This window comes from Serratia proteamaculans (assembly GCF_008830365.1).
GTDB lineage: Bacteria > Pseudomonadota > Gammaproteobacteria > Enterobacterales > Enterobacteriaceae > Serratia > Serratia proteamaculans.
On the sequence record NZ_WBKI01000001.1, the window covers coordinates 1,217,516 to 1,235,091 of the forward strand.

Annotated in this window: 13 protein-coding genes; all 13 read right to left on the reverse strand. The window is 56.5% G+C overall.

The window, feature by feature from the left end; translation table 11 throughout:
* Nucleotides 1-385 precede the first annotated feature (385 nt).
* Complete coding sequence (gene narI, locus F8R23_RS05800) at nt 386-1,063, reverse strand: respiratory nitrate reductase subunit gamma (protein ID WP_129934334.1); 678 nt, start codon at nt 1,061-1,063, stop codon at nt 386-388.
* Between the two features lie 2 nt (nt 1,064-1,065).
* Nucleotides 1,066-1,788: a nitrate reductase molybdenum cofactor assembly chaperone gene (gene narJ, locus F8R23_RS05805; protein WP_151415378.1), complete on the reverse strand. Its 723-nt coding sequence runs from the start codon at nt 1,786-1,788 to the stop codon at nt 1,066-1,068.
* The gene (gene narH, locus F8R23_RS05810) at nt 1,785-3,329 is read right to left on the reverse strand and encodes a nitrate reductase subunit beta (protein WP_085117243.1); all 1,545 of its coding nucleotides are present in this window, start codon (nt 3,327-3,329) and stop codon (nt 1,785-1,787) included. Before narH ends, narJ begins: the two co-directional genes overlap by 4 nt.
* Nucleotides 3,326-7,102: a nitrate reductase subunit alpha gene (locus tag F8R23_RS05815; RefSeq protein ID WP_129934333.1), complete on the reverse strand. Its 3,777-nt coding sequence runs from the start codon at nt 7,100-7,102 to the stop codon at nt 3,326-3,328. The genes narH and F8R23_RS05815 overlap by 4 nt, the downstream gene beginning before the upstream one ends.
* Nucleotides 7,103-7,417: 315 nt before the next feature.
* A complete protein-coding gene (locus tag F8R23_RS05820; RefSeq protein ID WP_151415379.1) occupies nt 7,418-8,671 on the reverse strand; it encodes an EpsG family protein in 1,254 nt (417 codons plus the stop codon).
* A gap of 116 nt (nt 8,672-8,787) precedes the next feature.
* The gene (locus F8R23_RS05825) at nt 8,788-9,690 is read right to left on the reverse strand and encodes a glycosyltransferase family 2 protein (RefSeq protein ID WP_129934331.1); all 903 of its coding nucleotides are present in this window, start codon (nt 9,688-9,690) and stop codon (nt 8,788-8,790) included.
* A gap of 34 nt (nt 9,691-9,724) precedes the next feature.
* On the reverse strand, nt 9,725-10,711 hold the full coding sequence (locus F8R23_RS05830; protein WP_112349688.1) for a glycosyltransferase family 2 protein: 987 nt from the start codon (nt 10,709-10,711) through the stop codon (nt 9,725-9,727).
* A 6-nt stretch (nt 10,712-10,717) separates the two neighbouring features.
* Nucleotides 10,718-12,595, reverse strand: a complete 1,878-nt coding sequence (locus F8R23_RS05835) for a carbohydrate binding domain-containing protein (protein WP_151415380.1) — start codon at nt 12,593-12,595, stop codon at nt 10,718-10,720.
* Nucleotides 12,592-13,335, reverse strand: a complete 744-nt coding sequence (locus tag F8R23_RS05840) for a glycosyltransferase family 2 protein (protein WP_112349686.1) — start codon at nt 13,333-13,335, stop codon at nt 12,592-12,594. The genes F8R23_RS05835 and F8R23_RS05840 overlap by 4 nt, the downstream gene beginning before the upstream one ends.
* A 1-nt stretch (nt 13,336) precedes the next feature.
* The gene (locus F8R23_RS05845) at nt 13,337-14,398 is read right to left on the reverse strand and encodes a glycosyltransferase family 4 protein (protein WP_129934329.1); all 1,062 of its coding nucleotides are present in this window, start codon (nt 14,396-14,398) and stop codon (nt 13,337-13,339) included.
* Nucleotide 14,399: 1 nt separating this feature from the next.
* Nucleotides 14,400-15,305, reverse strand: coding sequence for a glycosyltransferase family 2 protein (locus F8R23_RS05850; RefSeq protein ID WP_099064355.1), 906 nt, complete (start codon nt 15,303-15,305; stop codon nt 14,400-14,402).
* Nucleotides 15,306-15,446: 141 nt separating this feature from the next.
* Nucleotides 15,447-16,295 (reverse strand): ATP-grasp fold amidoligase family protein, encoded by an 849-nt coding sequence (locus F8R23_RS05855; RefSeq protein ID WP_099064356.1) that lies wholly within the window; start codon nt 16,293-16,295, stop codon nt 15,447-15,449.
* Nucleotides 16,285-17,574, reverse strand: a complete 1,290-nt coding sequence (locus tag F8R23_RS05860; RefSeq protein WP_129934327.1) for a flippase — start codon at nt 17,572-17,574, stop codon at nt 16,285-16,287. Before F8R23_RS05860 ends, F8R23_RS05855 begins: the two co-directional genes overlap by 11 nt.
* Between the last annotated feature and the right edge of the window lie 2 nt (nt 17,575-17,576).

The window sequence follows — 17,576 nt, forward strand, 5'->3', positions numbered from 1 at the left end:
CAAGGAAGCAAGAATGGGCAAATCGGCGGGAATTATTTGGCGCGGCTGTTGGTTCTGGGTACTCATGGCAACGTCCCTCCTTATTTAAGGATAGCGTTGCGTCGACCCGTTGGACTCACTGGGTAAAGCTTACATTAGCAGTAAGGATTGTTAGATTAGTGAACTGCGTAACACTTCGCAAATTCAGCAGGTTGTGTGAATTAAATACCCTGTTGCTGCTGCCGGGTCAGGATGGTCTGAGCCCGCTATTGCGGGATAAAAAACCAAGAAAGGCAAAACCCCTGACCGACTCTGACCATTGCAGGGAGTGCCAAACATGATCAATAAAAAGCCCATTGACGGAAAAGAGTCCGCCGAATGGGCTTTAAAGCGAGAAGAAATACCCTCAGCGGCGGTTACGCACCAGTTGGTAGCGGCGGGTCAGGTATTCCACCGGCACACTCCAGATATGCACCAGGCGGCAGAACGGGAACAACACGAACAGCGTCATGCCCAACACCATATGCAGTTTAAAGATCGGCGCAACCCCCACCAGATGTTCTGACGCACCAGCATGGAAGGTCACCACCGCCTGTGCCCACCCCACCAGCTTCATCATCTCGCTGCCGTCCATATGTTGGGCGGAGAACGGAATGGTCAGCAGACCGAGGCACACCTGCACCACCAGCAAGGCCAGGATCATGATATCGGCAAAGCTGCTGGTCGCCCGCACCCGCGGGTTGGTCAGACGGCGTTTCAGCAACAGCGCACCGCCGATCAAGGTCATTACGCCGCAGGCCCCCCCGGCGATCATCGCCAGCTTCTGTTTCACATCAATCGGCAGGAAAGACTCATACATCCAGTGCGGCGTCAGCATGCCGAGGAAGTGCCCGGCAAAGATGCCCAAAATGCCGATATGGAACAGGTTGGAAGCCAACCGCATGCCCTTTTTATCCAGCATCTGGCTGGATCCGGCGCGCCAGGTGTATTGCCCGTAATCGTAGCGCAGCCAACTGCCGATCAGGAAAACCGCACCCGCCAGATAGGGGTAAATATCGAAAAAGAACTGATTTAAAAATTGCATGATTAGCGTCCTTTGGTTCCGGTTAGCGCATCCGTCAGGTCCAGGTATTGCGGTGCCACCGCGCCGGCAAAGCGCCGTTGGTGCGCCGCCTGCTGCGCCGAAGCGCAGCCCTGCTCGCCGAGGAACTTAACCTGTTCCTCTTCCCATACCGCGTCCAGCGCCTGCGGCGTGTCATCGCGGGCTTCTTTTGCTACCTGGGACTCCAACGCCTGTGCCTGAACTTCACTGCCGGACAGCGCCAACAGCAGATCAAACAGCACCGCATACGGACTTTCCCGCTGCTGTAACCGTGCACCCAGCAGTGCCAGGATTGGCGCGATATCCTGCAGCCCTCCGGCGGCCTGTTCCTTGCTGCGGCTGGCGAGATACTCCAGGTATAACGGCAAGAAGTCCGGCAGTTCTCGGCAGTCAATCTCCAGCCCGGCTTCGCGGTATTGCGCCATCAGATCGACCATGGCCTGGCCGCGATCGCGTGATTCACCGTGCACATGTTCAAACAGCAACAGCGAGGTGGCGCGGCCACGGTCGAACAGCTCGCAGTATTCGGCCTGCACATCCAGCAACGGGCGGGCGCAAAAACGGCGAATAAGCAGGATCAGCTGTGCGCTGTGATGCAAATCCAGTTCGCTGGCCGGTTCCAGCGCTTCCACCAGCGCCTGCTGATGGTCAAACAATGCCTGCTCCGGGTAGTCCAGCAGGCGGGCAATCACTTTCAGGCTGATCATGAGGCATCCTCCTGACGAGGCGTTTTTTTCGTCACATCAATGGCATCAATGCGGCGGCTGTTGAACAGATTGAATTTACCGTCGCTGCCGTGGCAACCATCGCCAAAGCTGAAGCCGCAGCCTTTGCTTTCCGGGAAGGCCTCACGCGCCAGTTCACGATGGCTGGACGGGATCACAAAGCGGTCTTCGTAGTTGGCAATCGCCAAATAACGATACATCTCCTGCGCCTGAGCTTCACTCAGCCCCACCTGTTCCAGGGCGCTGGTGTCCAGCACGCCATCAACGGTTTCCGCACGTTTGTAGTGGCGCATCGCCAGCATGCGCTTGAGCGCCAACAGCACTGGGGCGGTATCACCGGCGGTCAACAGATTGGCGAGGTATTGCACCGGAATACGCAGGCTCTCCACGTCCGGCAGTACGCCGCTATGCGCCAGCTCACCGGCATCGGCGGCGGATTGAATCGGTGACAGCGGCGGCACATACCACACCATCGGCAGCGTGCGGTATTCCGGGTGCAGCGGCAGTGCCAGCTTCCAGTCCATCGCCATTTTGTATACCGGCGACTGCTGGGCAGATTCGATCACCCCTTGTGGGATGCCATCCGCCAACGCCTGGGCAATCACCGCCGGGTCATGCGGATCGAGGAAAATATCCAGTTGGCTCTGGTACAGATCTTTGTCGTTTTCGACCGCCGCCGCCTGCTCGATACGGTCGGCGTCATACAGCAGCACGCCAAGATAGCGGATACGGCCGACGCAGGTTTCCGAACACACCGTTGGCTGGCCGGATTCGATGCGCGGGTAGCAGAAGATGCACTTCTCGGACTTGCCGCTCTTCCAGTTGAAATAGATTTTCTTGTACGGACAGCCGGTCAGGCACATGCGCCAGCCGCGGCATTTATCCTGATCGATAAGCACAATACCGTCTTCACCGCGCTTGTAGATAGCCCCGCTCGGACAGGTCGCGACGCAGGCCGGGTTGAGGCAGTGTTCGCACAGGCGCGGCAGATACATCATGAAGGTGTTTTCGAACTGGCCGTACATCTCCTTTTGCATATTGTCGAAGTTTTTATCCTTCGAGCGCTTGGAGAATTCACCGCCGAGGATCTCTTCCCAGTTCGGACCATTTTCAATCTTCTTCATGCGCTGGCCGGTGATCAGCGAGCGCGGCCGGGCGATCGGCTGATGCTTGCCCTGCGGCGCGGTATGCAGGTTCTGATAGTCGTAGTCGAACGGCTCGTAGTAGTCGTCCAGCGCCGGGACGTCTGGGTTGGCGAAAATCTTCGACAGCAGGCCAACACGGCCACCCATGCGTGGCTCCAGCTTGCCGTTGATTTTACGGATCCAACCGCCCTTCCACTTTTCCTGATCTTCCCAGGCGTGCGGATAACCGACGCCGGGCTTGCTTTCCACGTTGTTGAACCAGGCGTACTCCATGCCTTCGCGGCTGGTCCAGACGTTCTTGCAGGTCACCGAACAGGTGTGGCAACCGATGCATTTGTCCAGATTCAGCACCATGCCGACTTGTGAACGAATTTTCATTTTGCTTTCTCCTGCTGGCTGCCCTGCGAGTCGTCGTTACCTTCACCATCTAACCAGTCGATGCGGTTCATCTTGCGCACCACCACAAACTCGTCGCGGTTGGAGCCGACGGTGCCGTAATAGTTGAAACCGTAAGCCAGTTGGGCGTAACCGCCGATCATATGGGTCGGTTTCGGGCAGACGCGGGTCACCGAGTTGTGGATGCCGCCGCGTTGGCTGGTGATTTCCGAGCCGGGAATATTCACGATGCGTTCCTGCGCGTGGTACATCATGGTCATGCCGGCCGGAATACGCTGGCTAACCACCGCCCGCGCAGTGAGCGCGCCGTTGGCGTTAAAGGCTTCGATCCAGTCGTTGTCCTCAATGCCCAGGTCTTTGGCGTCGTCCTCACTCATCCAGACGATCGGCCCGCCGCGCGACAGGGTCAGCATCAGCAGGTTGTCACTGTAGGTGGAGTGAATACCCCACTTCTGGTGCGGCGTCAGGAAGTTCAGTGCCTTCTCTTTATTGCCGTTCGGCTTCTGGTTCAGCAACGGCTGCGCGGCCCGGGTGTCGATCGGTGGACGATACACCAGCAGGCTCTCGCCAAAGGCACGCATCCATTCATGATCCTGGTACAGCTGCTGGCGGCCGCTGATGGTGCGCCATGGGATCAGCTCGTGCACATTGGTATAACAGGCGTTATACGACACATGTTCGTCTTCTAACCCTGACCAGGTCGGGCTGGATATGATTTTGCGCGGCTGGGCCTGAATATCGCGGAAGCGGATTTTTTCGTCTTCCTTGTTCAGCGCCAGATGGCGGTGATCGCGACCGGTCATCTTGCCCAGCGCGTCCCATGCCTTGACCGCAACCTGTCCGTTGGTTTCCGGTGCCAGCGCCAGGATCACCTCGGCAGCATCAATGGCGGTTTCAATCTTCGGTCGGCCAGCGGCCGGGCCTTCCGTCTTGACGTAGTTGAGTTTTTTCAGGAAGTCGACTTCAGTCTGGGTGTTCCAACTGATGCCTTTGCCGCCGTTGCCCAGCTTATCCAGCAGCGGCCCCAGCGAAGTGAAACGCTCATAGATGGCTGGATAATCACGTTCTACCACCATGATGTGCGGCGCGGTTTTGCCGGGGATCAGATCGCACTCGCCTTTTTTCCAGTCTTTGACACCGTAAGGCTGCGCCAGCTCGGCGGCCGAATCATGCTGGATCGGCAGCGTCACCACGTCGGTCTCCTGGCCCAGATGCCCGACGCAAACTTCGGAGAAGGCTTTGGCGATGCCTTTGTAAATCTCCCAGTCACTTTTCGAGTCCCAGGCCGGATCAACCGCCGCCGACAGCGGGTGAATAAACGGATGCATATCCGAGGTATTCATATCGTCTTTTTCGTACCAGGTGGCGGTCGGCAGCACGATGTCGGAATAAAGACAGGTGCTGGACATGCGGAAATCAAGCGTCACCACCAGATCCAGCTTGCCTTCACCGCCGTTATCCAGCCATTCTACTTCCTCAGGTTTGGCACCACCTTGTTGGCCCAGATCCTTGCCCTGAATGCCGTTTTCGGTACCCAGCAGGTATTTAAGCATGTACTCGTGGCCCTTGCCGGATGAGCCCAGCAGGTTGGAACGCCAAACGAACAGATTGCGCGGGAAGTTCTGGGGGTTGTCCGGTTGTTCGGCGGCGAAGTTCAGGCTGCCTTTTTTCAGCCCTTCAACGGTGAAGTCCAGCGGCGACTGACCGGCGGCTTTCGCCTGTGCCGCCAAATGCAGCGGGTTGGTACCCAACTGGGGAGCTGACGGCAGCCAGCCCATACGCTCGGCGCGCACGTTAAGGTCAATCAGGCTTCCGCCAAAGCGGGTCTTGTCCGCCAATGGCGACAGCAGCTCTTCGGTGCCGACGGTTTCATAGCGCCACTGGCTGGAGTGGTTGTAGAAGAACGAGGTGCTGTTCATATGGCGCGGCGGGCGTTGCCAGTCGAGGCCAAACGCCAGCGGCAGCCAACCGGTCTGCGGGCGCAGCTTTTCCTGGCCGACGTAGTGCGCCCAGCCACCACCGCTCTGGCCGACGCAGCCGCAGAAAATCAGCATATTGATCAGTCCACGGTAGGTCATGTCCATGTGATACCAGTGGTTGACACCGGCGCCGACGATAATCATCGAACGGCCATGGGTTTTCTCGGCGTTGTCGGCAAACTCACGGGCGATGCGGATAATGTTGTGGCGCGACACGCCGGTGATCTGCTCGGCCCAGGCCGGAGTATAGGCTTTGACGTCGTCGTAATCGGTGGCGCAGTTGGCGTCGTCCAGACCACGTTCGAGGCCGTAGTTGGCCAGGGTCAAATCGTAAACGCTGGTCACCAGCGCTTCGCTGCCGTCCGCCAGACGCAGGCGTTTTACCGGCAGCTTGTGCAGCAGGATCTCGTCCAGCGCCACGCTGTTGAAGTGTTCGCTCTCGGCACCGCCGCTTTTGATGCCGCCAAAGTAAGGGAAGCCCACTTCGGCCACCTCGTCGTGTGCGCCCAGCAGGCTGAGTTGCAACTCGACTTCCTGCTGATCTTCACCGGCGCGCTGTTCCAGGTTCCATTTGCCCTGCTCGCCCCAACGGAAACCGATCGACCCCTGCGGGGCCACCAGTTCGCCGCTGCGTTGATCTATAGCGACGGTTTTCCACTCGGGGTTATTTTCCTGCCCCAGGCCATCGACCAGATCGGCGGCACGCAGCAGGCGACCTGCGGCGTAATGCCCTTCTTCGCGCGGCTCCAGTAGCACCAGCATTGGCATATCGGTGTAGCGACGCACGTAGTCGCGGAAGTAGCCCACCTCACGATCCAGGTGGAACTCTTTGAGCATCACGTGCCCCATCGCCAACGCCATGGCGCTGTCAGTGCCCTGTTTTGGGTTCAGCCATTGGTCACAGAGTTTGGCGACTTCGGCGTAGTCCGGCGTTACCGCTACGGTTTTGGTGCCTTTGTAGCGGACTTCGGTGAAGAAGTGGGCGTCCGGGGTACGCGTCTGCGGCACGTTAGAGCCCCAGGCGATGATGTAGGAGGAGTTGTACCAGTCGGCCGATTCCGGCACGTCGGTCTGCTCGCCCCAAGTCATTGGCGAGGCCGGTGGCAAGTCGCAATACCAGTCGTAGAAGCTCAGGCAGGTGCCGCCAATCAGCGACAGATAGCGAGCCCCGGCGGCGTAAGACACCATCGACATCGCCGGGATCGGTGAGAAGCCGATGATACGGTCGGGGCCGAAGGTTTTGGCGGTATAGACGTTAGAGGCGGCGATCAGTTCGTTCACTTCCTGCCAGCTGGAGCGGACAAAACCACCGCGTCCGCGCGCGACTTTGTAGCTTTTGGATTTTTCTGCATCGCTGACGATCGAGCCCCAGGCATCAACCGGATCGCTATGCAGCGCCTTGGCCTCGCGCCACAGTTTGATCAGGCGTTTACGCATCAGCGGGTATTTCAGGCGGTTGGCGCTGTACAGATACCAGGAATAACTGGCGCCGCGTGGACAGCCGCGCGGTTCATGGTTGGGTAGGTCTGGGCGGGTACGCGGGTAGTCGGTTTGCTGGGTTTCCCAGGTAACCAGACCGTTTTTCACATAAATCTTCCAGCTACAGGAGCCGGTGCAGTTCACCCCATGGGTGGATCGCACAATCTTGTCGTGCTGCCAACGGCTGCGGTAGCCGTCTTCCCAGTCGCGGTTGGTGTTCAGCGTCTGGCCATGTTCGCCAGAAAAGGGTTCCGCCAACTGCTTAAAATAGCGGAATCGGTCTAGAAACTTGCTCATCCGGAATTCTCCTGAAGGCTTTCATTGTTATATGAAGTGACATTGCTCAATCTGCCGCCAGCCTACTGAGGCCAGAACGGTGGCAAATTGATTGCGATCAAGAGAACGGAGGGAGAAGAACGGCGGCGGCAGCGTGGCTACCCCTAAAGTATCATGGCAAGTATTTGGTTTAATTAATTGAAAATATTATAGAAATGATGAGTCAGATGTTCGAGGGGATATGCTGCGGGGTCAGTTGGGGTATTTGGGGGTAGGATGCGAGCGGGTGCCCGCATCCCTGGCTGCTATGTTGATGTTAGTGGAGAAAGAAGCACGTTAACCTGCATCCATCTCATGGCCGATCCACTCGCCGCTGTCGCGATTAATCACGCGCAGATACTGCTCATACTGCTGTTCGCCGTAGAACAGGTTCAACAACGGCGTTTTATAGAATGACTGCCACATTTGCCCCAGCATAATCGGTCGGCGGGGGACATAAATGTTCTCGATCAGGTTATAGCCGGTGGCCATCAGCATGAAGCACAGGAAGAAGTAGTTAAACCTGCCGCGGATGAACGAGCTCTGATGAGCCACGTAATAAAACAGCAGAAAGACCGACGCCACGCTGGCATAGCGGCTGGCCGCCTGTAACGAGCTGGAACACAGGAAAACAAACACCACCAGCCAGGCCGCGGTATTTTTGATGTCCCCCGTCTGGTTGCGCATTGGATGAGCCAGCATGAAAACGCCGAGAAACAGCGCCGGGAACAGCACGATCAGGAAGTTAATCATCCCGTTGGCATTGCCGGAGGTCAGGTAATCACTGGCATACATGCCGGAGGTATAGACGTCGGAATAACTGTTGATGCCGGAAATCGTAATATGGGAAACGATAAACGGCAGCGCGAACTTGGCGGTCAGCAACGCAATGGTGCTAAACACCACCGTCAGCAGGCGGTTCAGACGCATCACCCGGCTGCACAGAAATACCCCGACCAACAGCATGCTGGAAAAGTGGGTCAGCATGGCAAACAGCATCAGACCGGCGGCGAGCGGCCGATTTTGTTTATGGCAAAACAGCACTATCGCCAGCGTCATCACGGCCATCGAGAAACCAAAACGCAAGCCCATGCCGATGATAAACGGGTTGATCAAAAACAGCACCGCCAAATGCAGCAACACAAACTGCCGGGCTGAAAACACCTTGCCGGAGTGCAGCATGACAATATTCAGCGCACTCAGGTAACAGTAAACCGACAGCGCGACGTACAGCCCCGGGATGACGAAGAACGGGATACCCAACGTTTTGAAAATATAAAAGTTGGCGTACAGCACCACGTCCACCTTACCCTGAATGACATCACCCAGGCTGGTGGCCGAGTTAATGGCATCGTAATTGGCAAAGTGACGATAGAGATCCGCCAGCGGCGGGATCTTGATAAAGAAGAAGAAAAAACACAGCGCAATCAGCAGATAGGCCACCGTGTTTTTCTTTCCCGCTCGCAGCGTGGCTATGCTGTGCAGCAAGGCAAATAGCGGTACCGTCAGCAGCAGTACGCTGCCGATCAGCGTAGAACGTTCAAAGCGCATAATCATCCTCTGGCTCAATAATTCCCTCTTATTTGGGAGTATTGCTTATCAGTTAAGGCAATATTGTCCCCTCTCCTTTGGGAGAGGGTGACGTTTACCTGACTAATTTCGTAATATCAGAACGGCACACCACGGAAAAACACATTGCGGATGATATTTTTCATGTATACACCGGCCATCAGGCCGCTATTGACATAAACAATGCCCTTCAGCCCGTACACCACCCCGGCCAGGCGGTTCTTGCCGTCGGTAATGATGCGCGAATTAATGCAGGTATGGCGCAGGCGCATGATGTTGCGCGCCCGGCCGGAGATCTGCGGCATCAGTCGCTGCTCAAACTGCATTTTATTGCGATAGCCAATAATGCCTTTCGGGCTGGAGGTGATACGTTCGCCATCGTGGTCGTTGTGCACCGCCAGCCGCTCATGCAACGTGCCAATCTTCGCCTCGGCCGCCAACAGCCGGTACAGGAAGATATGGTCCTGGTAGCGTGGGGTATTGAAGAAACCACGCACCGCTATCGCCATGCTGCGTCGCAGCATAATCATCGGCGTGTAGGCCACACCGGCCAGCATAAAGTCTTCCAGTCCCTCGCAACGCGCCCGGTAATAATGCTCGGCGCTGATCTGACCATCCTTCAGGATATCCATATCGCACAGACTGACGTCGTAATCCCCCTGCTGCATAAACGCCAACTGCCGGGCGATTTTCTGCGGATGGTAGTAGTCGTCATCATCCAGAAAGGCAATGTACTCGCCGCGTGAACGCAGGATCCCGCTGTTACGCGCCTGCGCGCCACCGCCGTTATGCCGACGCGGATAATAGATAACCTGCCCCCGTTCGATATAACCGGCCAGGCGTTCGCGGGTCGCCAGGCGTTGTGCATCGCCCTGCGGGTTGTCATCCACCACGATAATTTCCAGCGGACGATGGGTTTGCGCCAGCACGCTTTCGATGGCGCGTGCCAGCAGTTCACTGCGGCCATAGGTGGGTATGATGACGCTAACAGTAATACTCATATATAGATTTGCCCCAATTGACATAGGTGCGCCGCTATCCGCGCAGGTTATACAGCCGGGCCATCAGGTAATAAGCCAGCGGGCTGCGGTAGAACAGTCGGTTCTTGCGGCTCAGCATTTTACGTTCTTCCGCCCGCAGGCCGGAGTAGCGGCGTTTTAGCTCGCGGGTTTCGCGCAGTGCGTCACGCAGCCCGAAAAAGTCCAGTCCCACCAGCAAACGTGCCTTCAGCGTGGTGACGAACAGCACCGAGTAAAGCCCATGCCCCATCCCCTGGCGGCGTCCACTGTCAGCACCGTCGAGCGCATAATCCAGGTCATCCAGATCGCGTCGTTTGGGTGCACGCGTGATGCCATTCGGGTTGGCGCGGTAGCCCACCAACGGCGTGTCGCAAACCACGATACGTTGCGCTTTCAGGTAGAGTTGCGGAATCAACTGAATATCTTCGAAATTGCGTCCCGCCGGGAAGCGTGCCTGATCGAACAGCGTTTTGCGGTAAATACGCGCCCAGGCGAACCACATGCTGCGGTTGAAGCTGTCCGCCAGCAGCGCCATATGAGCATCACGCTGCTGCGGCGCGGCATTGCCGGGCACGATAGCCATAGTGCCGTCCGACTGTATCTTGCCGTTGTTGATCGTCGAGAAGCGCTGGGCATTGAACGCCACTATGTCTGCCTGCGGGTTATCCGCCAGCAGGCGGCCTAAAATGCTGAAATACCCTTCCAGCAGCACGTCATCGGAATCGAGAAAGCCGATATAACGCCCTTCCGCATGGGCAATACCGCTGTTACGCGCTTCGCTCAGCCCCTGGTTTTTCTGCCGCAGAATACTGACCCGCAGTTTGTGTTGTGGATATCGACACAGCACCTCTTCGGCCAGAGCAATGGCACCATCCGGGCTGCCGTCATCCACGATGATCACTTCCGCCCAGTCCGGCAGCTGCTGAAGCACTGAGCACAGGCAGGCCTCAATATAAGCCTCGACCTTATACACCGGAATAATCAGGCTCAGAGTGGTATTCATGATCGGTTATCCTTGGTTTTCTTTTTGAAGTTGCACCCATACCGCCCGGCTGCCCATCGACGGCAATTCAGCCTCGATCTGCCGCTGGCCTTGTGCCTGCCAACCCGTCGGCAAGTCAAAGCGCGCCGACATGGGCCGGTAGTAAGGGTTGGCGATCAGTACCAGGCCCTGCTCGCCATTGATAAACAGCCTGGCCGGGATGGCGGTATTGTTGCCCTGTAGCAGGGTGCTTTCGCCGGAAAGCAGGTAAGGGTTAAAGCTGACAATCTGCTGTGCCACACTGGACACTCCCCGCCAGATAGCCTCGAACTCCTGCTGGCTAAAACCGCCGCGTTGGCGCTTGTAGAACAAGTCGGTATAGGAATAAAACAGAATGCCTTTGGCGCCGCCAATCAGCCCCAGCCAGGCCTGATTGCGGATCTCCGCCTCCGTCGGTTGGCGTGGCTTGCGACGCGGCGCATAAGCGGCGTGATCCATAATCTGCATCACCAACCAGGCCCCTTTGACCTGCCGCGCCACCTGACTGGTAATGCGGCTGTACTCCAGAGTACGCGTCAGGTCGGCGTCTCGGCCAACCGGGTAAGGATCGCTGGCCAGCACGTCCGAACTGTTGAAATAGGCGTTGAGCGTGCCGGTCTTGTCCAGCACCTGGAACGTCAGGTGATCCGGATCCAGGCGTTTTACCTGCAAATGCTTTTGCTCGATCTGCGGTACGTATTCCGGCCCCAGTTCGTCGTTGATATACCAGGCCAGCAGGTTTGGCTGGTGCTTGAACCTTTCCACATAGCTCGCCGTCAGTTGCGGATAACTCATTTTGGTTTCCGGCGCGAATCGGGTACCGGCATACATGTCCTTGAGCGAAAAAATTACCTGCAAACCGTACTGCTGGGTTTTGCGGAAATAGTTATCGGGGTCGCGGCCGGTACCGTAGTTGTAATTGAGCAGCGTGTTGAAACCGGCATCGCGGATGCGCGCCAGATGCTCATCCGTCGCCATTTCGCCGTACATGTAAATACCCAGCGGGAAGAAGCGCTTGCCCTGTTTCAGGGTATAGCCCTGGGCATCCAACGCCACTTTAGGCTGCGCACGACCGACACTGATCGGCATTTCGCTTCGCTGGCTGCGCTGTGAGGCGACATCCGTCACCTGCTGCTGCAGGCGATACTCCCCGGCGGCCAAATCGGCCGGCAACGGGAACTCCACCTGCTGTTTGCCACTAATACGGTAACGGCGGCTGTCGTGTTTCACGGCGGTGTTTTTGTCGTCGACCAGCGTGCTGTCCACCTGCACCTGTTGCGGATCCACCACTTCGATCAGGCTCGATGCCGCGCCGTTGGCACTGCGCATCTGGTATAACTCCGGCGCTACCGGCTGCTGACAGGCGTAGACGTCATCAAACCAGGCGCTGCCGGTGGTACCCTGGCGCAGATAAACACCCAGCACTACCTTCACCGCCCGTGGCGGCACCCGAAAATCCCCGGTGACCGGCTGCCAGCCGCTGGTGCCCAGCAGGCCCTGCGGATAACTTCCGGCCAAAAAACGCCCCTGATCGTCATAGCTTTCGATAAATACCCCGGCGCCCTGATTATCCCCCTTGCCCTTCAGGTTCTCACCGCGCACCCAACTGCCAAAAGCCAGCTGCTGACCAGGTTTAACCGCCAGCGTCTGCAGCATATTGTGGTAGTTGGCGGGGTTGTGATTTTGATAGAACAGGCTGCTCCGGCCACCGTGGCCGCCCGCTACCACCTGTGCCGAGGCCAGTGACCAGCCCGCGCCGCCCTGCTCGAAACCGGGATCCTGCAGCAGGTTATTGCTGCAGGGGGCAGCATTGGCCAGCCCGGAGCCCACCAGCAGGCAGGCCGTGCTTAGCTTGCTGAGTTTCATTGGCGTTTCATCACCGCGTTGTACAGATAAGAGAAGAACAGATAGCAAGACTTCTGGTAGGAGAGCCCGAGATGGCGGCGATAAATCTGCCATTGCCAGTCGGCCGCCTGGATTTTATTGCCGGATAACGACTGCGCAGAAAGGCGGTAGAAGGCCAGCGGTTCGGGAATGCAATACGCCAGGTGGTTACGCGCTTTTTCCAGCACCGACAGCCACATCACATAGTCCTCGTGCCCGACCTTGCTTTGATACACCTTGCCGACCTGGCGCTGGTTGTACATGCCGGTCAGGTTGCCGATCCAGTTACTTTTCAGCATGTCCTGGTAAGCAATGATCTCCCCGGAACCCCGATAGTTTTTCACCCGTGCCGGATCATCTTCGAAGGTGTAATAATGGGAACACACCACGTCATAACGGGAAGTTTTTAGAATGCCAACCTGGCGCGCCAGCTTGTTCGGGTGCCAGACATCATCGCTGTCGCAGAACGCAATATAATCACCGCGTGCCGCTTCAATCGCGATATTGCGGGTTTCGGCCACTCCCTGGTTGGTGTTGTTGCGAATGTAGGTCAGGCGATCGTGAATAAAAGGCTTCACCACCTCGGCGGTCTGATCGGTGGAAGCGTCGTCGATCACGTACAGGTGATAATCCTGATAAGTCTGGTTCAGCACCCCGAGGATCGACTGTTTGATAAAGCCCGCGGCGTTGTAAGCCGGCATAATAACTGAAACTTTTTCCATCTTAACCTCCAGCGATAAGCTGTTGCCATTGGGGATAAATACGCTCAGGGATGTACTGCTGTGCCCGATCCAGTGAGTGCAGAGAGAAGCGCTGACGCAACCCGCCGTCCTCGATCAGCGCCAGCGTGCGTCGGCTGAATGCCTCGATATCGCCTTCCGCCACCAGATAGCCATTACCCGCGTCATCGATCAGTTCAGCGGGTCCGGTCTGACAGTCGAACGCCACCAGTGGCAGGCCAAAGCTCATGGCTTCAATCAACACCATCGGCAGCCCTTCGTAACGCGAGGTCATCAACAGCATCGCTGCCTGACGGTAGTGGCCGGCAATGTCTGCCGTTGCCGGCAGCAACTTCACCTGTTCACCCAGTCCGGCAGCGTCAATCTGCTGCTGTAGCGCCGCGCGGTCCGGGCCGTCACCAACGATATGCAGTTGCCAGCCCGTCGTTTGCTGCGCCACCCGTTGCCAGGCGGCAATCAGACGATCAAAGCCTTTTTGATGACACAGCCGACCGACCGCCAGCGCCACCGGCTGTTGCAACATCGGCTGCGGCGCTTGCACCGGGAACGGGGAAACGTTCTCAATCACCCGACATTTACGCTCCGGCACCCAGCGGCTGATGGTGGCCAGATCTTTCTTGGTCAGCAGTACCGTGCGGTCACCCAACCGATAAACCAGCACCTTCAGCCATTTCATCGGCCAGGCGTATTGATGGAAGCTGACGTGTTCACTCAGCAACAGGCGGCTGCGCGGACAAAGTAAACGCAGGTACGGCACCATCAGCGACGAGAGTTTTCCCATCGAAACGGTGACGATCACGTCATAGCGACCACGCCGCAGAAACCACGCCAGGCGCCAGGGCCACAGCAGCGTTCTGCCGGGCATAAAGCGCAGGGTCACCGCGGGATCCAGCGGATAAAACGCCCGGTCACCGCTGATCGACACCAGATCCACCTGATGGCCCAGACGCGTGGACAGCGCATTGGCCAGGCTGCTGGCGACCCGCTCGGTACCGCCCTTTTCGGCAATGTTCTCAATCACAATCGCTACTTTTCGTTGCTGCATGTCATCTCCGAAATCCCTCACGGGCGGTGCGCAACAGACGCCCCCCCAATGGAAACAGCCCCAGTCTGGCCAGGCAGTCGCCGTACAGTTTGATCGCTCTGAACTTGCTGCTCAGGGCATGGTGTTCGGTGCGCGACGAGTAATAGTTGAAGGCCTGCAGGTTCTCGCTGTACAGCGAGGCCAGCAGGTGTTTACAGGCAAATCCGCTGATATAGCGGCCGCTGGTGTGCAGGTAGGCATCAATAAACTGTTCGCTGGCGTCGATGTTCATCCGGCAGCGATCCGTGTCGGCATCACCGCAGCGGATGAATACCCCGTGCCCTTCGTCAAAGGCCACCCTGGCACCCAGATTGGTGGCATTGACCAAAAATCCCCAGTCCTGGTACTTGTAGAGGAATTCCGGGAATAAAAACCGTCGATCCTCTTTTTTACGCAGGCTGATGGTGGAGGTACGAATATCGCCCATATCGAGGAATAAAAAATCGGCCCCTGCCGCCCCTTCCTTATAATCGAATCGGTAACTGCGAATGTTTTTGTCACTCACCGTGGCGTAATTACCAAAAATAATGTCCAGCCGGGTATCCTGATGGCGTTTCAGACGACGGATAATATAGTTGGTACTGAAGGAGTCTTCCGGTTCAAGAAAGAAAACCACTTCCGCACGCGCCAGCCGAAAACCGGTATTACAGGAAACCGCAGTATTAGTACGTATTTTATTTTCATGCAGGCGCGCCCGACGATTGGCGGCCAATAAGCTGCGCATATTATCCAGCTCTGGTTTATCGGAAGCATTATCAACCACGATAATTTCATAATCAAAGCCGGAGCAGGCATTGGTCATCCGGACTAGCGTGGCGGCCAAACTGGCTGAGTTATTAAAAACGGGCATGACAATCGATAAGTCCATTTATTACCTCAACAATATATTATCATTTGGCATAACAACGTTATTGCCAACGGAATAGTTTGTTATCCCAGAATTTCCTTGTCCGGTTATTACCCCCCGTCCTGACGCGGTTAAAATTCGCGCAGCCTACCGGTTATTCAACTACTCCTGGAAATAACCTCCCCACTCCTGTTCAATGGTTTCTGGCATCAACCTTTGCAGGCCGGCCCCCGGGGTGAATGTCAGCTCGCCAAAATAGATACGTTGCTGCACCTGATAAAAATCGACACGAACATAGGAAAATTGCTCCGCAACCTGATGCGACAGCGCCAGCATTTGCTCCAGCCGGCAGGGTTTGTCCATCGGCACTTCGCTGTTGGGCACCCCCAGACGGATCTCGGTCCGGTTCCAGTCGGCATCAAAAAAGTCGCGACGGTGATCAATAAAGCGCTGGTAATCGATCTGGATGAAAAACCGCACTTCACCACCGCGGTTAAAACAGTGGATCTTGATATCATTGGGTGTTTTGCCGTCTTCCAGCAGCATTTTTTCCACCATCACACAGGGTGGAATATCCTTATAATGACGCTCGCGGTAGACCTGATAAAAATTCTGTCTCAGCCAGCTATTGGTCAGCACTCTCAATTCATTGAAGCTGGTCTGACTTTTATCAAAAACCAGTTTGTTATAACCGCTGCCGTGATTGGCCTTAATAACAAATGCATCAGGCAGTGCCTCATACATCTCCTCAGTTAGTTCATTACCCTGGGCATAAAGCTCAATCAGGTACTCTTCCCCCCACAAATTCTTGATGTACTCTCTAACCTGATATTTATCGGATAACTGAGTGTACATTGCCAGAGGATATACTTTTCTGCGCATCAGTTTTTCGCTATACCCCACCGGCTTGGCCAGGTGCGGCACCTTGTGAAAAAACAAGGCGTATTTTAACTGATGATATAATGCGTCGGGTATATTACGGTAAAAACCCTTCACCAGATTATTTAGCATAAAGTTCTCGCACCTTCCCTATTAATTGAGGTAAACAACGGTAACAGGTGACCTGCAACCGGGTAATTTGTCCTCTCCTGAAGAAACCATTAAGTACAAAAAATGAAATAAACTCGGTGATCAGGGTGGAAATCGCAGCGCCCGCTATGCCGTAACGCGGTATCAACAGCAGATTCATCAGTACGTTGGCCAAGGCGGCCAGCGGCATTTTTATCGCGATAAACCGATAACCGCCAAACAGCACAATCGCCCGATAGGACACGGTGCCCATCACCGAAAACAAAGAAGTCACCGAACACAGCGCCAGAATAGTGGCGGTTTCACGGTAGCTGTCGCCAAACATCAGCGCCACTATCGGTCCGGGGAACAGCGACAGCAGCAAAATGACCGGCATCGAAAGCAACAGCACCACCAGATACAACAGCCGAATGCGCCCTTCCTGTTCGACCTGGGTGCGGGCATTTGCCACCCCCGGCATCATCGAGGTGATCAGCGCGATCGGCACAAAGATCCACCCCTGACTCAGGGTGATGGCGGCGCTGTACAGCCCAACGCTGTGCTCGCCCAGATAGTTGCCGATCATGATCTGATCGATACGGGTATAGATGACAATCGACAACCCGGAGACCGCCAACGGCAGCCCTACCTTCAGCAGGTAACGCCCGTAGCGTCGTTGATGTCGCCTGCTGATCGGCCGCAGCCCACTGCGCTCTCGGCGAAACAGCACCCAACGCACCGCGTAGGGGATCAGGCTGCTCAGCACATAAGGCACGGCAAACCACTCCAGCGGCAGTCTGGCATGCACCAGCGCCAGCCGAACCACGATCGACAGTAACAGCGCCAGATTGTTGATCAGCGTGTTCAACTTCGATTTCAGCAGGGCGTCGTAATAGATTTTATAAACGTCCTGCACCGAGAAATAAGCGCTGATCAGCATCAACGCCATCATGATCTGGCTGGTGCGATCCTGTGTCAGCAGCGCCCAGGCCATCAGCGGCACGGCGATCAGCGCAAACAACTGTCGGCGCAGGCGCATTGAGGCCAGCATCAGCCGGATACCGCTGTGCCGTCGCCGGGCGACGCGGTTAAACAACACCGCATCGGCCCCCAATTGCACCAGCGGTACGGCAATGGCGATCACCGACAGCAGGTAGTTAATCAGCCCGTATTGCGCCGGTCCCAGGTAACGCGCCACGTACACCGAAACGAAAATGCCTGACAGGCTCAGCGATACCCGTTCCAACATCAACCACAGGGAGTTCATCAGCATCGCTTTCATGC

Coding starts and splice junctions, on each gene's coding strand:
- narI (WP_129934334.1), bottom strand. CDS start 1,063: ATGCAATTTTTAAATCAGTTCTTTTTCGATATTTACCCCTATCTGGCG.
- narJ (WP_151415378.1), bottom strand. CDS start 1,788: ATGATCAGCCTGAAAGTGATTGCCCGCCTGCTGGACTACCCGGAGCAG.
- narH (WP_085117243.1), bottom strand. CDS start 3,329: ATGAAAATTCGTTCACAAGTCGGCATGGTGCTGAATCTGGACAAATGC.
- F8R23_RS05815 (WP_129934333.1), bottom strand. CDS start 7,102: ATGAGCAAGTTTCTAGACCGATTCCGCTATTTTAAGCAGTTGGCGGAA.
- F8R23_RS05820 (WP_151415379.1), bottom strand. CDS start 8,671: ATGCGCTTTGAACGTTCTACGCTGATCGGCAGCGTACTGCTGCTGACG.
- F8R23_RS05825 (WP_129934331.1), bottom strand. CDS start 9,690: ATGAGTATTACTGTTAGCGTCATCATACCCACCTATGGCCGCAGTGAA.
- F8R23_RS05830 (WP_112349688.1), bottom strand. CDS start 10,711: ATGAATACCACTCTGAGCCTGATTATTCCGGTGTATAAGGTCGAGGCT.
- F8R23_RS05835 (WP_151415380.1), bottom strand. CDS start 12,595: ATGAAACTCAGCAAGCTAAGCACGGCCTGCCTGCTGGTGGGCTCCGGG.
- F8R23_RS05840 (WP_112349686.1), bottom strand. CDS start 13,335: ATGGAAAAAGTTTCAGTTATTATGCCGGCTTACAACGCCGCGGGCTTT.
- F8R23_RS05845 (WP_129934329.1), bottom strand. CDS start 14,398: ATGCAGCAACGAAAAGTAGCGATTGTGATTGAGAACATTGCCGAAAAG.
- F8R23_RS05850 (WP_099064355.1), bottom strand. CDS start 15,305: ATGGACTTATCGATTGTCATGCCCGTTTTTAATAACTCAGCCAGTTTG.
- F8R23_RS05855 (WP_099064356.1), bottom strand. CDS start 16,295: ATGCTAAATAATCTGGTGAAGGGTTTTTACCGTAATATACCCGACGCA.
- F8R23_RS05860 (WP_129934327.1), bottom strand. CDS start 17,574: ATGAAAGCGATGCTGATGAACTCCCTGTGGTTGATGTTGGAACGGGTA.